General features: G+C 49.4%; 18 protein-coding genes and 2 tRNA genes. 13 read left to right on the top strand and 7 right to left on the bottom strand.

The annotated features are described in order from the left end of the window. Positions 1 to 13: 13 nt before the first annotated feature. Positions 14 to 745: an allantoin racemase gene (hpxA, locus tag FBY13_RS05300; RefSeq protein ID WP_096011040.1), complete on the bottom strand. Its 732-nt coding sequence runs from the start codon at positions 743 to 745 to the stop codon at positions 14 to 16. Further along, positions 742 to 1464, bottom strand: coding sequence for a GntR family transcriptional regulator (locus FBY13_RS05295; RefSeq protein WP_145393674.1), 723 nt, complete (start codon positions 1462 to 1464; stop codon positions 742 to 744). The genes hpxA and FBY13_RS05295 overlap by 4 nt, the downstream gene beginning before the upstream one ends. Before the next feature lie 141 nt (positions 1465 to 1605). Between FBY13_RS05295 and FBY13_RS05290 the strand changes: the two genes are divergently transcribed. From FBY13_RS05290 to FBY13_RS05250, 9 genes are all read left to right on the top strand, one after another. Continuing rightward, on the top strand, positions 1606 to 3105 hold the full coding sequence (locus FBY13_RS05290) for an NCS1 family nucleobase:cation symporter-1 (protein WP_145393673.1): 1500 nt from the start codon (positions 1606 to 1608) through the stop codon (positions 3103 to 3105). A gap of 505 nt (positions 3106 to 3610) precedes the next feature. Continuing rightward, positions 3611 to 4159 carry a PTS glucitol/sorbitol transporter subunit IIC gene (locus FBY13_RS05285; protein ID WP_013024730.1) on the top strand — a complete coding sequence of 183 codons (549 nt, stop codon included), beginning with the start codon at positions 3611 to 3613 and terminating at the stop codon, positions 4157 to 4159. A gap of 17 nt (positions 4160 to 4176) precedes the next feature. Beyond that, positions 4177 to 5193, top strand: coding sequence for a PTS glucitol/sorbitol transporter subunit IIB (locus FBY13_RS05280; RefSeq protein WP_145393672.1), 1017 nt, complete (start codon positions 4177 to 4179; stop codon positions 5191 to 5193). Positions 5194 to 5217: 24 nt separating this feature from the next. Beyond that, positions 5218 to 5577 carry a PTS glucitol/sorbitol transporter subunit IIA gene (locus FBY13_RS05275; RefSeq protein WP_063878510.1) on the top strand — a complete coding sequence of 120 codons (360 nt, stop codon included), beginning with the start codon at positions 5218 to 5220 and terminating at the stop codon, positions 5575 to 5577. 9 nt (positions 5578 to 5586) lie between these two features. Beyond that, positions 5587 to 6366, top strand: a complete 780-nt coding sequence (gene srlD / locus FBY13_RS05270) for a sorbitol-6-phosphate dehydrogenase (protein ID WP_096011042.1) — start codon at positions 5587 to 5589, stop codon at positions 6364 to 6366. A 55-nt stretch (positions 6367 to 6421) separates the two neighbouring features. Then, entirely contained in the window at positions 6422 to 6787 is a 366-nt protein-coding gene (locus FBY13_RS05265; RefSeq protein WP_109718265.1) for a transcriptional regulator GutM, read from the top strand. 81 nt (positions 6788 to 6868) lie between these two features. Then, positions 6869 to 7642 carry a DNA-binding transcriptional repressor gene (locus FBY13_RS05260; protein WP_145393671.1) on the top strand — a complete coding sequence of 258 codons (774 nt, stop codon included), beginning with the start codon at positions 6869 to 6871 and terminating at the stop codon, positions 7640 to 7642. Next, complete coding sequence (locus FBY13_RS05255; protein WP_145393813.1) at positions 7635 to 8594, top strand: KpsF/GutQ family sugar-phosphate isomerase; 960 nt, start codon at positions 7635 to 7637, stop codon at positions 8592 to 8594. The genes FBY13_RS05260 and FBY13_RS05255 overlap by 8 nt, the downstream gene beginning before the upstream one ends. A 46-nt stretch (positions 8595 to 8640) precedes the next feature. After that, positions 8641 to 9309: a transaldolase family protein gene (locus tag FBY13_RS05250; protein WP_145393670.1), complete on the top strand. Its 669-nt coding sequence runs from the start codon at positions 8641 to 8643 to the stop codon at positions 9307 to 9309. Between the two features lie 175 nt (positions 9310 to 9484). Here the strand turns inward: FBY13_RS05250 and FBY13_RS05245 are convergent. Beyond that, positions 9485 to 9561: transfer RNA gene (locus tag FBY13_RS05245), tRNA-Asp, on the bottom strand. Between the two features lie 134 nt (positions 9562 to 9695). Further along, positions 9696 to 10427 carry a DNA polymerase III subunit epsilon gene (dnaQ, locus tag FBY13_RS05240; protein ID WP_063878504.1) on the bottom strand — a complete coding sequence of 244 codons (732 nt, stop codon included), beginning with the start codon at positions 10425 to 10427 and terminating at the stop codon, positions 9696 to 9698. Between the two features lie 53 nt (positions 10428 to 10480). Between dnaQ and rnhA the strand changes: the two genes are divergently transcribed. Further along, a complete protein-coding gene (gene rnhA / locus FBY13_RS05235; RefSeq protein ID WP_096011046.1) occupies positions 10481 to 10948 on the top strand; it encodes a ribonuclease HI in 468 nt (155 codons plus the stop codon). Here the strand turns inward: rnhA and FBY13_RS05230 are convergent. Next, entirely contained in the window at positions 10933 to 11667 is a 735-nt protein-coding gene (locus FBY13_RS05230) for a class I SAM-dependent methyltransferase (protein WP_063878502.1), read from the bottom strand. The genes rnhA and FBY13_RS05230 overlap by 16 nt on opposite strands. Before the next feature lie 41 nt (positions 11668 to 11708). Between FBY13_RS05230 and gloB the strand changes: the two genes are divergently transcribed. Both gloB and mltD read left to right on the top strand, forming a co-directional pair. Beyond that, positions 11709 to 12464, top strand: a complete 756-nt coding sequence (gene gloB / locus FBY13_RS05225; RefSeq protein WP_145393669.1) for a hydroxyacylglutathione hydrolase — start codon at positions 11709 to 11711, stop codon at positions 12462 to 12464. Between the two features lie 75 nt (positions 12465 to 12539). Next, entirely contained in the window at positions 12540 to 13916 is a 1377-nt protein-coding gene (mltD, locus tag FBY13_RS05220; RefSeq protein WP_063878500.1) for a murein transglycosylase D, read from the top strand. Between the two features lie 114 nt (positions 13917 to 14030). On the opposite strand, the gene FBY13_RS05215 is transcribed toward mltD, so the two are convergent. Next, positions 14031 to 14822: an endonuclease/exonuclease/phosphatase family protein gene (locus FBY13_RS05215; protein ID WP_063878499.1), complete on the bottom strand. Its 792-nt coding sequence runs from the start codon at positions 14820 to 14822 to the stop codon at positions 14031 to 14033. A gap of 295 nt (positions 14823 to 15117) precedes the next feature. Here FBY13_RS05215 and yafC point away from each other — a divergent pair, with 295 nt between their 5' ends. Further along, positions 15118 to 16056: a DNA-binding transcriptional regulator YafC gene (yafC, locus tag FBY13_RS05210; RefSeq protein WP_063878498.1), complete on the top strand. Its 939-nt coding sequence runs from the start codon at positions 15118 to 15120 to the stop codon at positions 16054 to 16056. 131 nt (positions 16057 to 16187) lie between these two features. Here yafC and FBY13_RS05205 read toward each other — a convergent pair. Continuing rightward, positions 16188 to 16264 (bottom strand) — tRNA-Asp (locus FBY13_RS05205). Positions 16265 to 16540: the final 276 nt, after the last annotated feature.

Below are 16540 nucleotides of genomic sequence, written 5' to 3'. Positions count from 1 at the left end.
CGGGAACATCTGCTTAGTTTAGGTGCTGAAAGGCACCAGAGAGTGGTTTATGTAAAGGATAAGCCAAATCGCCCTGTTTGCTGGTGCCAAACCCTAGCGCCACCAGCGATTCCACCATTTTTACTGCTGCACTGACGCCATCGATCACCGGCATCCCCAACTCCTGGGTGAGCGACGCCGCCAGCGTTGCCATACCGCCGCAGCCTAAAACAATCGCACCACTGCCGTCTTCCTGCTTCGCCTGGAGGCAACGCTGACGCACTTTCTCCTGTGCCAGCCCGCTTCCATCTTCTAATGCCAGCACCGGCAAATCGATGGCATGTAAGCCTGCACAATGATGAGTAAAGCCATACTGCTGGAGCAAATGACGGGCGATCACCAACGTTCGGGGCAAAGTGGTGACAATGGAGAAGCGCGTCGCCAGTAAGGTTGCGGTGTGCATGGCCGCTTCCGCAATACCAATCACCGGCCCGCTGGCCAGTTCGCGTGCCGCAAGCAACCCCGGATCGCCGAAGCAGGCAATGACGTGGCCACTGACGCCCTGCGCTTTGCCGAGCTTAATCTGTTCCAGCACGCCAATCGCCGCGATCGCTTCGTCGAAATGCCCTTCAATGGAAGGCACGCCCTGTGTAGGACAGACGGCCAGAATTTCCGTGCCGGGCGCTGCCACCGCGCGCGCCGCCTGACCGATGGTTTCCGTCATCGCCTGGCTGGTATTGGGATTAATTACCTGAATCAGGCTCATGATAAGGCTCCTTTATGACCCGAAAATAACCGGGTGAAATCCGGCAACGCTTCGCCTCCGCGTTCAAAGTGCAGGCTGGAAACAATATGTTCAAAGTGGTGCTGCATCGAGGTGGTTAGCGGTACTAACGCCTTATCTCGTAAACGTTTTAACAGTTGCTCATGATCATCACAGCGGCAACCGCGCTGCCAGGGAGCGCCCCAGGCGGCAATGACCAGGGAAGATCGTTGGGTCAGTCGCGTAACGAGATCGGTTAACACCTGATTGCCGGAAATAGCCTGCAGCTGGATATGAAACGCCGCCGACAGACGAATTGCCGCAGGGCCATCATGCTGTTCGATGGCCGCCTTTTCCTGCTCAACCAGCGCAGCCAACGCGGCAAGGTGAGGTGCCTGCATATGTTCCAGTACGGCAGGAAGGTTGGCGCATTCGAGTAGACTGCGGGTTCGGAAAATGTCACGCGCTTCCTCCACTCCGGGCGTCGCGACATGTGCACCACGTTTGGGCGTAAGCGTCACCATTTGCACCGCAGCAAGGCGCTGCAACACTTTCCGAATGCCTGTGCGGCTGACACCGAATACGTCTGAAAGCGCCTCTTCCGGTAATTTACTTCCGGGTGGCAACTGATGTTCGACAATGGCGTTCATCAACGCCTGATAGATAGGCTCATCTTTATCATGCAGATCGGCCGCCGTTCTCTGGCCTGTTTCACTCTTCATTACCCGCTCCGGTAAACATCTTTGCGTAACTTATCGTATACGTTAAAAATAAATATTGTATACAAAAATCAAATTTGGCCTGGATCCTGCAACGTTTACACATAGGGTCATTTATTCATGTCTTTGAGAGGAGCAGGTTTCATGCCAAATCATTCAACGGTGGGTAACACATCGGCCTCTGAAGCCGAAGCAGCGTACAGTCCAAGGCTATGTAATGCAGACCTGGCGCCCACCCGCAATCAAAACTGGTCGTGGTACAACATCTTTTCGTTTTGGATGTCGGACGTACACAGCATGGGTGGATATGTGGTAGCGGCAAGCTTCTTTACACTCGGGCTGGCCAGTTGGCAGGTGCTGCTGTGTCTGCTGGCAGGGATCTGTATCGTGCAGCTTTGCGCCAACCTGGTGGCTAAGCCGAGTCAAATGGCGGGCGTGCCTTATGCGGTTATTTGCCGTCAGGCATTTGGTGTCTTTGGCGCCAATATTCCGGCGGTGATTCGCGGATTGATTGCTTTCGCCTGGTACGGCATTCAGACCTGGCTGGCGGCCAATGCGCTGATGCTGGTGCTGTTAAAGTTTTATCCTGCGCTCGAAAGTCTGACACACAGCCACTGGCTTGGCCTGTCTCAGTTGGGATGGTGCTGCTTTGGGGTGATGTGGATTCTCCAGGCCATGGTGTTCTGGCACGGCATGAGCGCGATCAAACGCTTTATTGATGTTGCCGGTCCTGCAGTTTACGTGGTGATGCTGGCGTTGGCCGGCTGGATTGTATACAAAACAGGTTTCGACGGTATTTCGTTTACGCTTGCCAGCAAACAACTGACGGCAGGTGAACAGACCTGGCAAATGATTACCGCCACGGCGCTGGTTGTCTCTTACTTCTCAGGTCCGCTGCTGAATTTTGGCGATTTCTCGCGTTACAGCAAAAGCATAGGCGACATTCGTCGGGGTAATCGCTGGGGGCTGCCGTTCAACTTTCTGCTGTTCTCCATCGTTACCGTGGTGATTGTCTCCGGCACACAGTCGCTGTTTGGTAAAATGATCACCGATCCAATCGAAACCGTCAGCATGGTGGGGAGTGATTTAGCCGTGGCAATTGGCCTGTTGACGATGATTACCGCCACGATTGGTATCAACATTGTTGCGAACTTTGTGTCACCCGCTTTCGATTTTTCAAACTGCTCACCGCAGAAAATTAGCTTCCGTACAGGTGGGATGATTGCGGCAGTAGGTTCGGTGCTGTTAACGCCCTGGAATCTTTTCCAGTCGCCGGAACTGATTCACTACACGCTGGATGTATTGGGCTCTTTTATCGGCCCACTGTTTGGCATTTTATTAGCGGATTTTTATCTGATTAAAGGCGGCCGCGTTTATGTTGATGACCTGTTCGATGACACGCCAAAAGGGCGCTACTGGTATCGCGGTGGATTTAATCCAAAAGCCATTGGTGCATTATTGCCTGCGGTCGCAATCTGCCTGGTGATCAGTTTTATCCCTGCCCTGCATCAGGTGGCCAACTTTAGCTGGTTTATTGGTGTGGCGCTGGCTGCCGGTGGCTACTGGATGGTGGCACGCGAAAAGCAGATCGTTGAGAAAGATCGCTCAATGGCTTCTGGTGCGGCGGTGATGCAGAAGGAATAGCGGCCTGTCCACAAGCCCTGTGCCTGTACAGTAACCCCACAAAACGACTCTACGTAGAGTCGTTTTTCGTTGGGCCGCAGACCACCGGACTGCATTGATGAGGAATGATTTTGACTGGTTTTTCTATTCAGCCTTGAGTGCCCTATCCTGCATCCGCGTATCAACACGCTATCTTGATGCATATCAGCCCTCCCTCTTTCGTAGAAACGCTCCGCGTTCGCATTGATCCTGTCTTTGCCAGCTGAAACTCAGTAGGTATAAAAAACTTAAAAATCATAAGCATAAACCTTTACAGAGTCAGCTAACCCTGTCGCAACGGCAAATAAAGAATGCGATGCCCCCACCAGACAAAAAATTCATTTCAAAACAAAAATAGTTCAAATTGAAAGTTAAATAATTTATTTGTGATCTATATAAAATATTTACCCCTTCAAAACGATTATATTTTTTGCGAGTTAAGGCGTAGCAAGCGCGAAAATCCAGGCAACCTTAAAGGAGTGGCAACATGATTGATGCAATCACCTTTGGTGCGGAATGGTTTATTGGACTGTTCCAGAAAGGAGGTGAAGTTTTTGTCGGCATGGTGACAGGAATTTTACCTTTGTTAATTAGTTTATTAGTCGTAATGAACGCGTTGATCAGATTCGTAGGGCAGCATCGAATTGAGCGACTGGCACAAAAATGTGCGGGCAACCCTGTTTCACGCTATCTGCTTTTACCGCTTATCGGCACCTTCGTTTTTTGTAACCCTATGACACTCAGCCTGGGGCGATTTATGCCCGAAAAATACAAGCCAGGATACTACGCGGCCTCTTCGTACAGTTGCCATTCCATGAATGGATTATTTCCTCATGTTAATCCAGGCGAACTTTTTGTTTATTTAGGCGTTGCCAGCGGCCTGACAACCTTAGGTTTGCCCTTAGGTCCCCTTGCTGTTAGCTATTTTCTGGTTGGACTTTTTACTAATTTTTTTCGGGGCTGGATTACCGATCTCACCACCAGCCTGTTTGAAAAAAAGATGGGCATTAAGCTCGACAAAAACGTTCAGCTTTAATAAAGGCGGAAAATAAAATGACGACACAAATCCGTATCGAAAAAGGAAGCAGTGGTTGGGGCGGCCCTTTACAACTTGATATAACACCTGGGAAAAAAATTGTTTACATCACAGCAGGCACCCGACCGTCAATTGTGGACAGGCTCAGCGAAATCACCGGTTGGGAAGCCGTAGATGGTTTTAAACAAGGTGAACCACCCGCTGATGAGATTGGCCTGGCAATCATCGATTGTGGTGGCACGCTACGTTGTGGTCTTTATCCCAAACGAGGTATTCCCACTGTGAATATCCATGCCACGGGGAAATCCGGACCGCTGGCGCAATATATTCTGGAGAACATTTATGTCTCTGGCGTTAAGCCTGAGAATATAAGCATCGTCAATGAAGAGCAGCATGACAGTAAAGAGCAGGTAAACGAGCATGACGCAAAGTTTGCTGCCCTGGCACCGTGTGATTCAACTACGGGTAAAGATTACGATCCGAGTAAAAAAATCACCGAGCAAAGCGACGGTTTACTGGCAAAAATCGGCACGGGAATGGGGACCATCGTTGCCGAGTTTTTCCAGGCCGGCCGCGATACAATCGATACCGTACTCAAGACTATTCTCCCTTTTATGGCATTCGTTGCTGCCATCATTGGAATCATCATGGCCTCAGGTTTGGGGGATATGATTGCCCACGGGCTGACCCCACTAGCCACCAATCCGCTTGGATTAATCACGTTGGCGTTAATTTGTTCGTTCCCGCTACTGTCGCCGTTCTTAGGACCGGGGGCGGTGATTGCCCAGGTTATCGGTGTACTTATTGGCGTTCAGATCGGGCTGGGTAATATTCCACCCCATCTTGCCCTGCCTGCCCTGTTTGCCATCAATGCACAAGCTGCTGCGGATTTTATTCCTGTCGGTTTATCGCTGGCGGAGGCGAAACAGGACACCGTGCGCGTGGGGGTTCCTTCTGTACTGGTAGGCCGTTTTCTGACCGGTGCACCGACTGTGCTGATTGCCTGGGCCGTCTCTGCTTTTATTTATCACTGAACGTTAACCTTCTGGAGAAAAGTCATGACGCACTTTGAAACTGAAATAATCAAAGTTGGCATAAATGCCCACGATGCGCTGCTTGAAAACATGATGATTTTATTTCGGGAAGGCGCACCAGCCGATATTCAGGATTATTGCTTTATTCATCAGCATGGCATGCTGATGGGACATCCTGTAACGGGTTCAACCCTGCAACTGGGAGAAAGGTGTTATCCAGTGACCGCTATCGGTGAGGTCGCGATTGAGAACCTACGCGAGCTGGGACATATCACCGTCGTTTTCGATGGGCAGTCAATAGCGCAATTACCCGGCTCAATCCATGTCAGTGGAAAAGCGCCCGAAAGGATCACGCCTGAAACATCCGTCAAACTCTTTGCTTAGGAGCCTGTTATGTCTGAAGTTGCTGTTGTAATCGGTGGAGGGCAAACGCTGGGTGCGTTTCTGGCGAAAGGATTGGCCGAAGCGGGCTACCGCGTTGCCGTAGCAGATTTGAAGGGTGAAAACGCCAGAAAAGTTGCCTCAGAAATTAACGCCGAATATGGCGCTGATCTGGCCGTGGGGTTTGAGGTTGATGCAACAGATGAGAAAAGTGTTATTGAGCTTGCTGGCAATATCGATACGATCTTTAAACAGGTCAATGTGATGATTTATAGTGCCGGCATGGCAAAAGCCTCCTTCGTCACTGATTTTGCATTAAAAGATTTTGAAGTATCTTTGCAGGTCAATCTCGTAGGCTATTTTCTTTGCGCGCGTGAATTTGCCAGGCTGATGATTCGCGATAATATTCCAGGCCGCATTATTCAGATTAATTCAAAGTCGGGTAAAACAGGCAGTAAACATAATTCGGGCTATAGTGCTGCTAAATTTGGCGGGGTAGGATTAACACAGTCCCTGGCACTTGATTTAGCGGATTATGGCATCACGGTACATTCACTGATGCTGGGTAATTTGCTCAAGTCGCCGATGTTTCAATCTCTGCTCCCCCAGTATGCAAAAAAATTGGGCATCTCGCCCGACGAAGTTGAAGCCAGTTATATTGCGAAAGTGCCACTTAAACGCGGATGCGAGTATCAGGATGTCCTGAATGTCTTGTTGTTTTATGCCAGTGATAAATCCTCGTATTGCACTGGACAGTCTATCAACATCACGGGCGGTCAGGTGATGTTTTGATCGACCCGCTCATGATTAGCTGGCCTGGTATGTTGGCATCGCTCAGGAGAAGAAGATGAGTAGCGGGATAATTGCTGTAGCACTTTTAGCATGGCTGGCACATACGCTGTTTGGCTGGTATCAGCTACGAAGCTTTAACCGCATGTTAGAGGGCTTATTTCAGCAAGGCAGAGTCGGAATTGGGCGTTCAGCATCTACCCGCTTCAATGTTGAACCACGCGTTATTATCGCACTCGCTGTAGATACAAAAGGACGAATCATATCGGCTGTCATTATGAAAGGTTTCACCGTTTTTGCCCGTCCACGCGCGCTACCTTTGTTAAATGGCTGTTATCTTAATGATATAGATGCGAAAAAAATTTTTCCTGAGCGTGAAACGTGTCAAAAAGCCTTACTTTCCGCCATATCAATGAAAGAGTAATGTGTTAAATTGAAAGCAGGATGAAAATTACAGCACTGCTTTAATTTTGATAAAAAACACCTTTCAGATAAGGCTTTACCAATGAAACCGCGACAAAGACAGGAAGCCATCCTTGCCTATCTACAAAAAAATGGCAAAACCACAATTAGCGATCTGATCGAACATTTTAAAGCAACAGGCACCACTATTCGTAAAGATTTGACCGAGATGGAGAAGCGCAGTGAGGTTATTCGTATTCACGGTGGCGTCATTCTGAGCCATGAAGAAGGCGATCAACCTATCGACCATAAAACACATATTAACAGTGACAGGAAAAGGCGCATTGCTGAATCGGCCGTACAACTGGTTAACGATGGTGATTCGCTGATCCTTGATACCGGCAGCACAGTGCTCCAAATGGTCAGGCATCTGAAGCCGTTCAATAACATTACTGTTATGACAAACAGCCTACACATTGTGAATGCGCTGATGGAATTAGACGGCGATCAGACCATTTTAATGCCCGGCGGAACGTTAAGAAAAAAGTCAGTTTCATTTCATGGAGGGCTTGCCGAGTCAGCATTCCGCTCTTTTAACTTTGATAAGTTATTTATTGGCGCCGATGGCATTGATTTGGATATGGGGATCACCACCTTTAATGAAGTTCATGCCGTCAGCACATCGATGTGCGCGGCGGCTGACAAGATTATTGTGTTAGCTGACTCATCCAAGTTTGGTCGCAAAAGTCCGAATGTTGTTTGCAGCCTGGATAAGGTTGATACCATTATCACGGATGCCGGTATTACTGCTCATTATCTTCAACAATTAGCGGATAAAAAAATCAACGTCATTGTCGCAGGAGGTGATGATGAATAATCCAGAAGTGCTGCTGGACTATGCCAGAGAGGCGCTTTCGCTTGAAATTACCGAAGCTCAGAATCTGTTTAATAGTTTAAATGGTGAGTTTATAAATGCGTGTAAATTGATTCTTCAATGCAAGGGCAAAACCATTGTTTCTGGGATCGGTAAATCAGGTCATATTGGTAAAAAGATAGCTGCCTCACTGGCCAGTACTGGCACCCCGGCTTTTTTTGTGCATCCCGCCGAGGCATTGCATGGCGATTTGGGCATGATCACCTCACAGGACGTATTTATTTTTATCTCAAATTCCGGAAGAGCCACTGAATTACAGATTATTGTACCTGCTCTTAAGGCACTCAATGTCCCCATCATTGCAATAACCAACGTAACCAGCTCCTTTCTGGCACAACAAGCCGACCACGTCCTTCACCTTGCTGTAAATCGTGAAGCCTGCCCGATGGGGCTTGCTCCAACGTCGAGCGCCGTGAATACCCTGTTATTGGGTGACGCTCTGGCAATGGCGCTAATGCGTTCCCGCAATTTCAGTGAGGAGCAATTTGCCCGCTCCCACCCTGGAGGCAGTATAGGCGCTGGTTTGCTTAACTCGGTTACTCAAAGTATGCGTAAAGCCGAAGGTATTCCGCGCGTAAATAAAAACGCCTCCGTTTTAGATGCGATGGAAGAACTTACCCGCACCGGTATGGGAATTGTTATTGCCTGCGATGATAACAATGATATTGAGGGTATTTTTACTGATGGCGACCTGCGTCGCGCCTTATTGGCAGGTAAAAAGCTGGACGATCAACTTGAGCCACTCCTGACACGTCCCGGTTATAAACTGGCCGAGCACCTCAGCGTTGCGGCGGCTACGCAGAAATTATATGACCGACGCATTAGCGCGGCACCGGTGGTCAACCAACAAGGTACGTTAGTCGGGGCCATCAATATCTATGATTTGCATAAATGACATTCATTAGCGAGTGACTGAAACACCAGAATACCTGAGAGGGAATATGGAATTATATATCGATAGTGCAGATACGTTTGCTATTCGCGAGATGGTAAAAATTTTACCCGTCAATGGCGTTACCACCAACCCTTCGCTGGTTGCTAAATCTGGCGTCGAACTGACGCACTTAATCAGTGACATCCGGACTATTTTGGGTGAGGAGAAACTTATCTTTGCTCAGGTTTTAGCAAGCGATACAGCGAATATTATTCGCGAAGCGCAGTATCTGCATGAAATGTGCGCCAATATGGTCGTAAAAATACCCGTCAATCGTGCAGGGCTGGCCGCAATGACTCAGTTGAAACAGCGTAACATTCCAACGTTAGGTACTGCGGTTTATTCCACCTCACAGGCGATGTTAGCGGCCTTCGCAGGCGCTGATTATATTGCGCCCTATTTTAATCGCATGGAAAATAACAATATTAATGCAAAGCAGGCCATTTCAGATATTCAGCAGTTTATTCAACTGCACAAGATGGATTGCAAAATACTCGCTGCCAGCTTTAAAAACACCACTCAGGTGGCAGACTGTCTGCTGGCGGGAGCGGCGGCTGTTACATTGCCTGTCGATGTTATGTGTGAAATGTTTAACTCCCCTCTGGCAAAGCACGCCATTGATGATTTCAGCCATGACTGGAATCAGGCATTTAACCGTCAGCAGTTGATTATTTAGTTCTGCGAACGCGTTAATAGTGCATAAGCGAGAGCAAAGTTTTGCTGCGGGCACAGCATCTTCTGTTTGGCAGCATTAACGCTTTGGACGAGTGAGTAAAGGGGGGGAATGCTTCGTGCTTTCAGTCGCTAAAAAGCAAAAACGCCATGCTGATAACCAGCATGGCGTCAAAATTTGGCGGAACGGACGGGGCTCGAACCCGCGACCCCCTGCGTGACAGGCAGGTATTCTAACCAACTGAACTACCGCTCCGCGCTTTGTTCCCCGTCGGGAACGAGGCGCATATTAATCACAACGTCTTTACGCGTCAACGCTTTTCCCCGCGTAACATTCCGTTTGCTGCTATTTTCGCCCCAATGTTGATTTTACACACAAAACGTTGGCTTTCAGACGCGCCACAGGCAGTTGCCGCCCTTCTTCATAATCAAATCTAAGCGTGACTCGTGTTCGTTAACTTCATCCGCGCTGGCGGTGACGACACGCAAGCCTGAACTGGGACGAACGATACGCTGAATGCCCTCGCTCTGCTGCTGGCGCGCTCGCTCCTCTTCCGACGAGAACGACAACGACGTCTGCCCACCGGTCATCGTTAAGAAGACTTCAGCCAGAATCTCGGCATCAAGCAGTGCGCCGTGCAGCGTACGCTTGCTGTTATCTATTTCATAGCGCGAACACAGCGCATCAAGGCTGTTACGCTTGCCAGGAAACATGCGGCGCGCCATCGCCAGGCTGTCGGTTATCTTGCAGAAGGTTTCGGTTTTTTCAATGCCGCGCTGAAGCTTGCCAAACTCGTAATCCATAAAGCCGATATCAAACGACGCGTTATGAATAACGAGTTCCGCCCCGCGGATGTAGTCGAGAAACTCATCGGCAATATCGCTGAAGGTGGGTTTATCCAGCAGGAATTCATCGGCGATACCGTGAACGCCAAACGCTTCAGGATCGACCAGCCGGTCAGGCTTCAGATACATATGGAAGTTGTTCCCCGTCAGACGACGGTTAACCACTTCAACAGCACCAATCTCGATGATGCGGTGACCTTCATAATGCACCCCGATCATATTCATACCGGTGGTTTCAGTATCGAGAACAATTTGACGGTTATTTGCAGTGCTCATAGGGCTCGTTTTATGTCAGACTTGGCGTTTTGTCAGAAGGAAGTCTACCAGAGATGCGTAAACAGGTAGAGATTTTCACCGATGGATCTTGTCTCGGCAACCCAGGTCCGGGTGGTTATGGTGCAATTTTGCGTTACGGAGAGCATGAAAAAACCTTCAGTGCGGGTTATCGCCTGACGACCAACAATCGTATGGAGTTGATGGCGGCCATTGTTTCACTGGAAGCCCTGAAACAGCCCTGTGATGTGGTGTTGAGTACCGACAGTCAGTATGTGCGCCAGGGCATTACGCAATGGATACATAACTGGAAGAAGCGTGGCTGGAAAACCGCCGAAAAGAAGCCCGTTAAAAACGTCGATTTATGGCAACGGCTTGATACTGCGCTCAGCACTCATACGATTCAGTGGGAATGGGTTAAAGGCCATGCGGGCCATCCCGAAAATGAACGCTGTGATGAACTGGCGCGCAGTGCGGCTAACAATCCGGCCTTTGATGATATTGGCTATCAGCCCGAATCCTGATCGTTAGCCTGCCGAAACTGGCGCGTCGCATTGACGGTCTGGGGTAATTGCCTTTTGCTCAGACTCATCCGCGCCTTCGTGGGCGTGAGCGGAAAACTTCGTTTACGCGCCACGACAATGTTCAGGCAACCTAACGCGGGTAAATGAGCGCTGATCATTTTCCCCCCCTGTCGATGCCAGGGCAACACCTGGAAACGCGTGCGGAAAACCACTTCGTAATTCAGCAAGCCCAGCCAGTCCAGTAAACGCATCTGACTAAACATGCGGCTGCTCCAGGGCGCTTTACGATGAATGCCCGGCACCATCTTACTGATCCCCAGCAAACTGAACGGATTGAAGCCGCTGATGATCATCCAGCCATCATCGATTAGCACACGATCGACTTCCCGTAATATCCGATGGGGGTCCTGACTCCATGACAACGTATGTGCCAGTAAGCAGGCATCAACCGATTTTGACTCAAACGGCAGTTGTGCGGGATTGGCTAGTACCTGTAACTGTTCTCCCTCAGTGCCAACACTGACCTGATGTGAGATAGCGCAATTTTCCGTGTTGATTTCTGCGCTGAGGTTGCCAAGCTTAAGCATATGAAAGCCGTACAGCTTTCCAAGGTAAGGCTGAAGTTGCTGTGTCAGTGCATCGCGGAAGTAGACTCCCCATGGCATGTCGCGCCATGAGAGTGGCGCGTTCAGGATTTGGCGTGTTTTAGCGGACTTCATGCTTTACCATTTTCCTTTTTTACGGCCAGCGAGAGGGTTTTATGAATCTTACCAGTATTCCTGCATTACAAGATAACTACATCTGGACGTTAACAGATGACAAGGGAAAATGCCTGATTGTTGATCCTGGTGAAGCCCAGCCGGTGCTGGAGAAGATTCACGCGAACGGCTGGCAGCCCGAAGCCATTCTGTTAACCCATCACCATAATGACCACGTCGGCGGCGTTAAAACCTTGTGTGAACACTTCCCCGACATTGTGGTTTACGGTCCACAGGAAACGGCGGACAAAGGCGCAAAAAACCTTGTTAGTGAAGGGGATGAGTTTGACATTTTGGGTCTGTCATTCGAGGTCATCGCTACCCCGGGGCACACTTTAGGACATATCTCATATTACAGTTCGCCTTATCTTTTTTGTGGGGACACGATGTTTTCAGGCGGCTGCGGAAGGTTATTCGAAGGTACGCCAGAAAAAATGTATGAATCTTTTCAAAAACTTAACAAGCTTCCAGGAGAGACTCTGGTGTGCTGCGCACATGAGTATACTTTATCCAATCTGAAGTTTGCTGCTGCAATTTTACCCCACGACCCGCAAATAACGGCTGAATACCACAAAATTAAGGACTTACGGGCCGAAAACCGTATTACTTTACCTACAAAACTGGCCCACGAGCGCATAATAAATTTATTTCTCAGAACGCAAGATCCTGATTTACAACGTGCTTTAGGCCTTGATTCAGAGGTTGGGCCGGTATGGCAGACATTTGCCGTTCTACGCGAGAAGAAAGACCGTTTTTGATTTTTCAGGTTGTGTTGTGAAGCACCGTCACGTATAGTTGCTCGTCTTTTAAGCGAACGAACTATTGACACACATATGAAGGCTAAAGCGATATTACTCGCCTCGGTCTTGCTGGTAGGATGTCAGGCATCACGGAATGACGCCAATATCCCCGAACAGCATGCACAGAGTCTGTCTTCAGCTGGTCAAAGTGAAAATGGAAAATACGGTGATCGACTTTTATCGCCGCGATGGCAGGAAGATGGAACTGGCCTCGCAGAAGATAGTGATCTCTGGAGTTTCATTAGTGACGAGTTGAAGATGGGGATTCCGGAAAACCCGCGAATCCGCGAACAAAAATTAAAATTTTTAAAAAATAAGAGCTATCTCCACGATGTAACATTACGGGCAGAGCCGTACATGTACTGGATAGTCGAGCAGATTAAGAAACGTAAGATGCCGATGGAACTGGTACTGCTACCCATAGTGGAGAGCGCTTTTGATCCTCATGCAACCTCGTCTGCAAATGCCGCTGGCATCTGGCAGATTGTGGGAAGTACGGGTCGAAACTATGGTTTAAAACAGAACCGTTATTACGATGGTCGTCGCGACGTTGTCGCCTCAACCAAGGTTGCGCTGGATATGATGCAGCGTCTCAACACCATGTTCGGCGGTGACTGGCTTCTGACAGTTGCTGCTTATAACAGTGGTGAAGGACGTGTGCTAAAAGCGATTAAACAGAACAAGGCGCGCGGCAAGCCCACCGACTTCTGGCATCTTTCGCTTCCACGTGAAACCACGGTTTATGTCCCGAAAATGTTGGCCTTGAGCGAACTTCTCAAGAACAACAAGCGTTACGGAATTAAACTGCCGACGCCTAATGAAAACCGCGCATTAGCACGTGTTGAAGTAGGCCAGCAGATTAAACTGACGCAGGCCGCAGAAATGGCTGGTATGCCGCTCAATAAGTTAAAGAGCTTTAATACCGGATACAAAGGCGGCGCGACAGCACCAAATGGGCCACATTACATTATGGTGCCGAAGTCTAATGTCGCACAATTGCGTGATTCACTGGCTTCCGGTGATATCTCCGCAGTACAGCCGACCCAACTGGCGAAAGCCAGTGGCGATGGCGGTTACAAAGTGCGAAATGGCGATACCCTGTCGGGAATCGCGAATAAGTTAGGCGTCAGTGTTGCAACACTGAAGCAGCAAAACAATCTGCGCAGTGCCAGTATTCGTCCAGGTCAGGTACTGACTGTCGGATCGAATGGCACCAGCCTGGCGGATAATGGCAACAGCATCACCTATCGCGTTCGTAAGGGTGATTCTCTTGACAGTATCGCCCGTCGTCACGGCGTAAACATTAAAGACGTGATGCGCTGGAACAGTGTTGTGAGTAACGCGAAAGATATTCAGCCTGGCGATGAGTTAACGTTGTTCGTGAAGAATAACGCAACGCCAGATACCTGATACATTGAAAAGGCTGACATTTGTCAGCCTTTTTTCTTATTCGATTCTGCCGCAATCTGCCTGACCTCGCGCTTTTCCGCCCTCCCCCTGACAGAAAGCCTTCCGCCATCGTCCTTACCTTTTGGCGTTAAACTCGACCAGTAAAGGATTATGATCGGATGCGCGCGTGACCAGCACAGAGGCTTCGCTGACGCGCATGTCGCGATAGAACACGAAATCTAACGGTCGGCCAAAAGCTTTGCGTCGGTGATCGGCAGTAAACATCACCTCTTCCAGTTGCATCTGGTGAGCAAAACGGTAAAGGGCATTGATTCGCTGGCGACTCCAGGCGTTGAAATCGCCGGCCATGATCACCGGCCCACGGTGATGGATGATCTGTTCCCCAATGGGGCCCAGTTGTTTGCTGTAAACGTCTACGCCCAGACTAAAGTTTACGGCGTGAATATTTACTACCATTAGCGTTTCGCCGGTAGGTAACGGATAGGCGGTGACAAGTGCCGATTTAGAGAGCCTTAGCAGCGGCTCTCGTTCGCGCAAAGGACAACAGTAGACTGGGTGAGCGGAAGCCAGCGTCATCACGCCTGAGGGATGCTGAGGCAACACGAAAGCAGGGACCTGATCGGCCGCCAGATAATTACTGGTGGCAAAGCGGATAAGCTCAGGCGTCGTCTGCGCTTCCTGTAGTAAAACGAGATGTGCATCTTTGCCGAATCCTTCCAGTACAGACATCCAGTCGGCACGCTGCTGTTTGAAGATATTCCATACCAGCACTTTAAGATTGGGATCGGCAGGGAGCGGTGCGCCAGGAGGCAACGCCTGACCGAGATGAAACATTGCACCCGGGGGAAAGATCCTTTCCGCTGGCTGTCCGGCTACATATCTCATCGCATAGGTTTTTTTGCGCACTTTCCCGCCTGGCTAATCGTTCAAAAATTCGTGTGACTTATCTGTTATAGGGATTTTAGTACGCAGTTTCAATGGATGCTGCCGATTGTTCTCACCCTACCCCGTTTTATTTCCGTGATAACCGGCACCTGATGGCCGCGTCAATGTCTTCTCAGTTCTCTCATCCGCTGTAAAATGGCAGACTGGTGATGCATCGATATAATGAAAAAGCCTTCTACGCCAAGGGCTCCGGTAGAGGCTGTGCTTTAATAACAGTCATGTTGGTCTTACAGGCTATTTCACGTGAAGAGAAACCATGAAGGCATCGTCTGAAGAACTGAAAGTATTTGTGAGCGTCGTTGAAAGTGGAAGCTTTAGTCGGGCCGCTGAGACGTTACAGATGGCCAATTCAGCCGTGAGTCGTACGATAAAAAAGCTGGAAAACAAATTAGGCCTGGCTTTGCTTACACGTACCACCCGGAATCTGGCGTTAACTCAGGAAGGGGAACGCTATTTTCATCAGGTTCAAAATTTCCTTCAGGTCATGACCGCTGCGGAAAATGAGTTAATAGAAAGCCGTGAGATGCCGAAGGGGTTATTGCGTATAGATGCGGCAACACCGGTCATACTGCATCTGCTTCTGCCGATGATAAAGTCCTTTCGGGAACGCTATCCGGAAATAGACCTTTCGCTTATTTCTTCTGAAAACTTTATTAACCTTATCGAGCGTAAAGTTGATGTGGCGATCCGCGCAGGAAGCTTAACGGATTCAGGCCTTAGAGCACGGTTGCTCTTTATCAGCTATCGCCGTCTCATTGCGTCACCTGACTATCTGGAAAAATACGGCATCCCTCAACGCGCGGCCGATCTGGATAACCATCAGTGTCTTGGTTTTATTGATGCGCCTCGTCTTAACCGTTGGCCCGTAGCCTGTGAAGGTGGTGAGCTCTATGGCATTCGTTCAGAGCTTGATTCTAACAGCGGGGAAACGATCAAGCAGTTGTGCCTTGACGGCAATGGCATCGCCTGTCTTTCTGATTACATGGTGCATAAAGAAATAGAAGAAGGAAGTCTGGTGGAAATCATGTCCGAGCAGCGGCTGCCGGTAGAGATGCCGTTTAACGCCGTATATTACAGCGATCTTGGCGTCACCCAGCGTGTTCGCGCTTTCATTGATTTTCTAAGTGAGTGGGTGGTGAAGCAGCCCTGGCATGTGCAGACACAGTTGCTGCATCAGCTCTCTTTAAAGTCCTGACAGAGCTACGTCGGCCTGAGTGTTTTAAGAGCCTGCTGACGTAGAACCTGAAGCTGAGGAGAAAATTATTGAAAATTTCCGCGCAGAAATGGAAAAAGCCCTGACCGTTAAGTCAGGGCTTTCCAATTAAGTGGCGGAACGGACGGGGCTCGAACCCGCGACCCCCTGCGTGACAGGCAGGTATTCTAACCAACTGAACTACCGCTCCACCGATTCTGTACTGACGTCAGAAAAACGTTCTGATATCAGGTGTTTCGCCCTTCCGCGTCACCGGTAAGGTCACGACCAGCGTACTGGTCTTAATTTGATGCCTGCAGTTGATGAATCACGCGGTGATTCACCCTTCGGGCCGCTGCTCTGCAGCGTTCAAAAGCATTTGCTTTTGTCCCACTCTCTTTTGAGTAGAGAACTGCCCGAAGTAACGTGCAGGTTTTCAATTTGATGCCTGGCAGTTCCCTACTCTCGCATGGGGAGACCCCACACT

Origin of the sequence: Pantoea sp. SJZ147 (assembly GCF_007828605.1) — a bacterium.
Lineage (GTDB): Bacteria > Pseudomonadota > Gammaproteobacteria > Enterobacterales > Enterobacteriaceae > Pantoea > Pantoea allii.
This window is presented reverse-complemented; position numbering and strand designations above follow the sequence as displayed.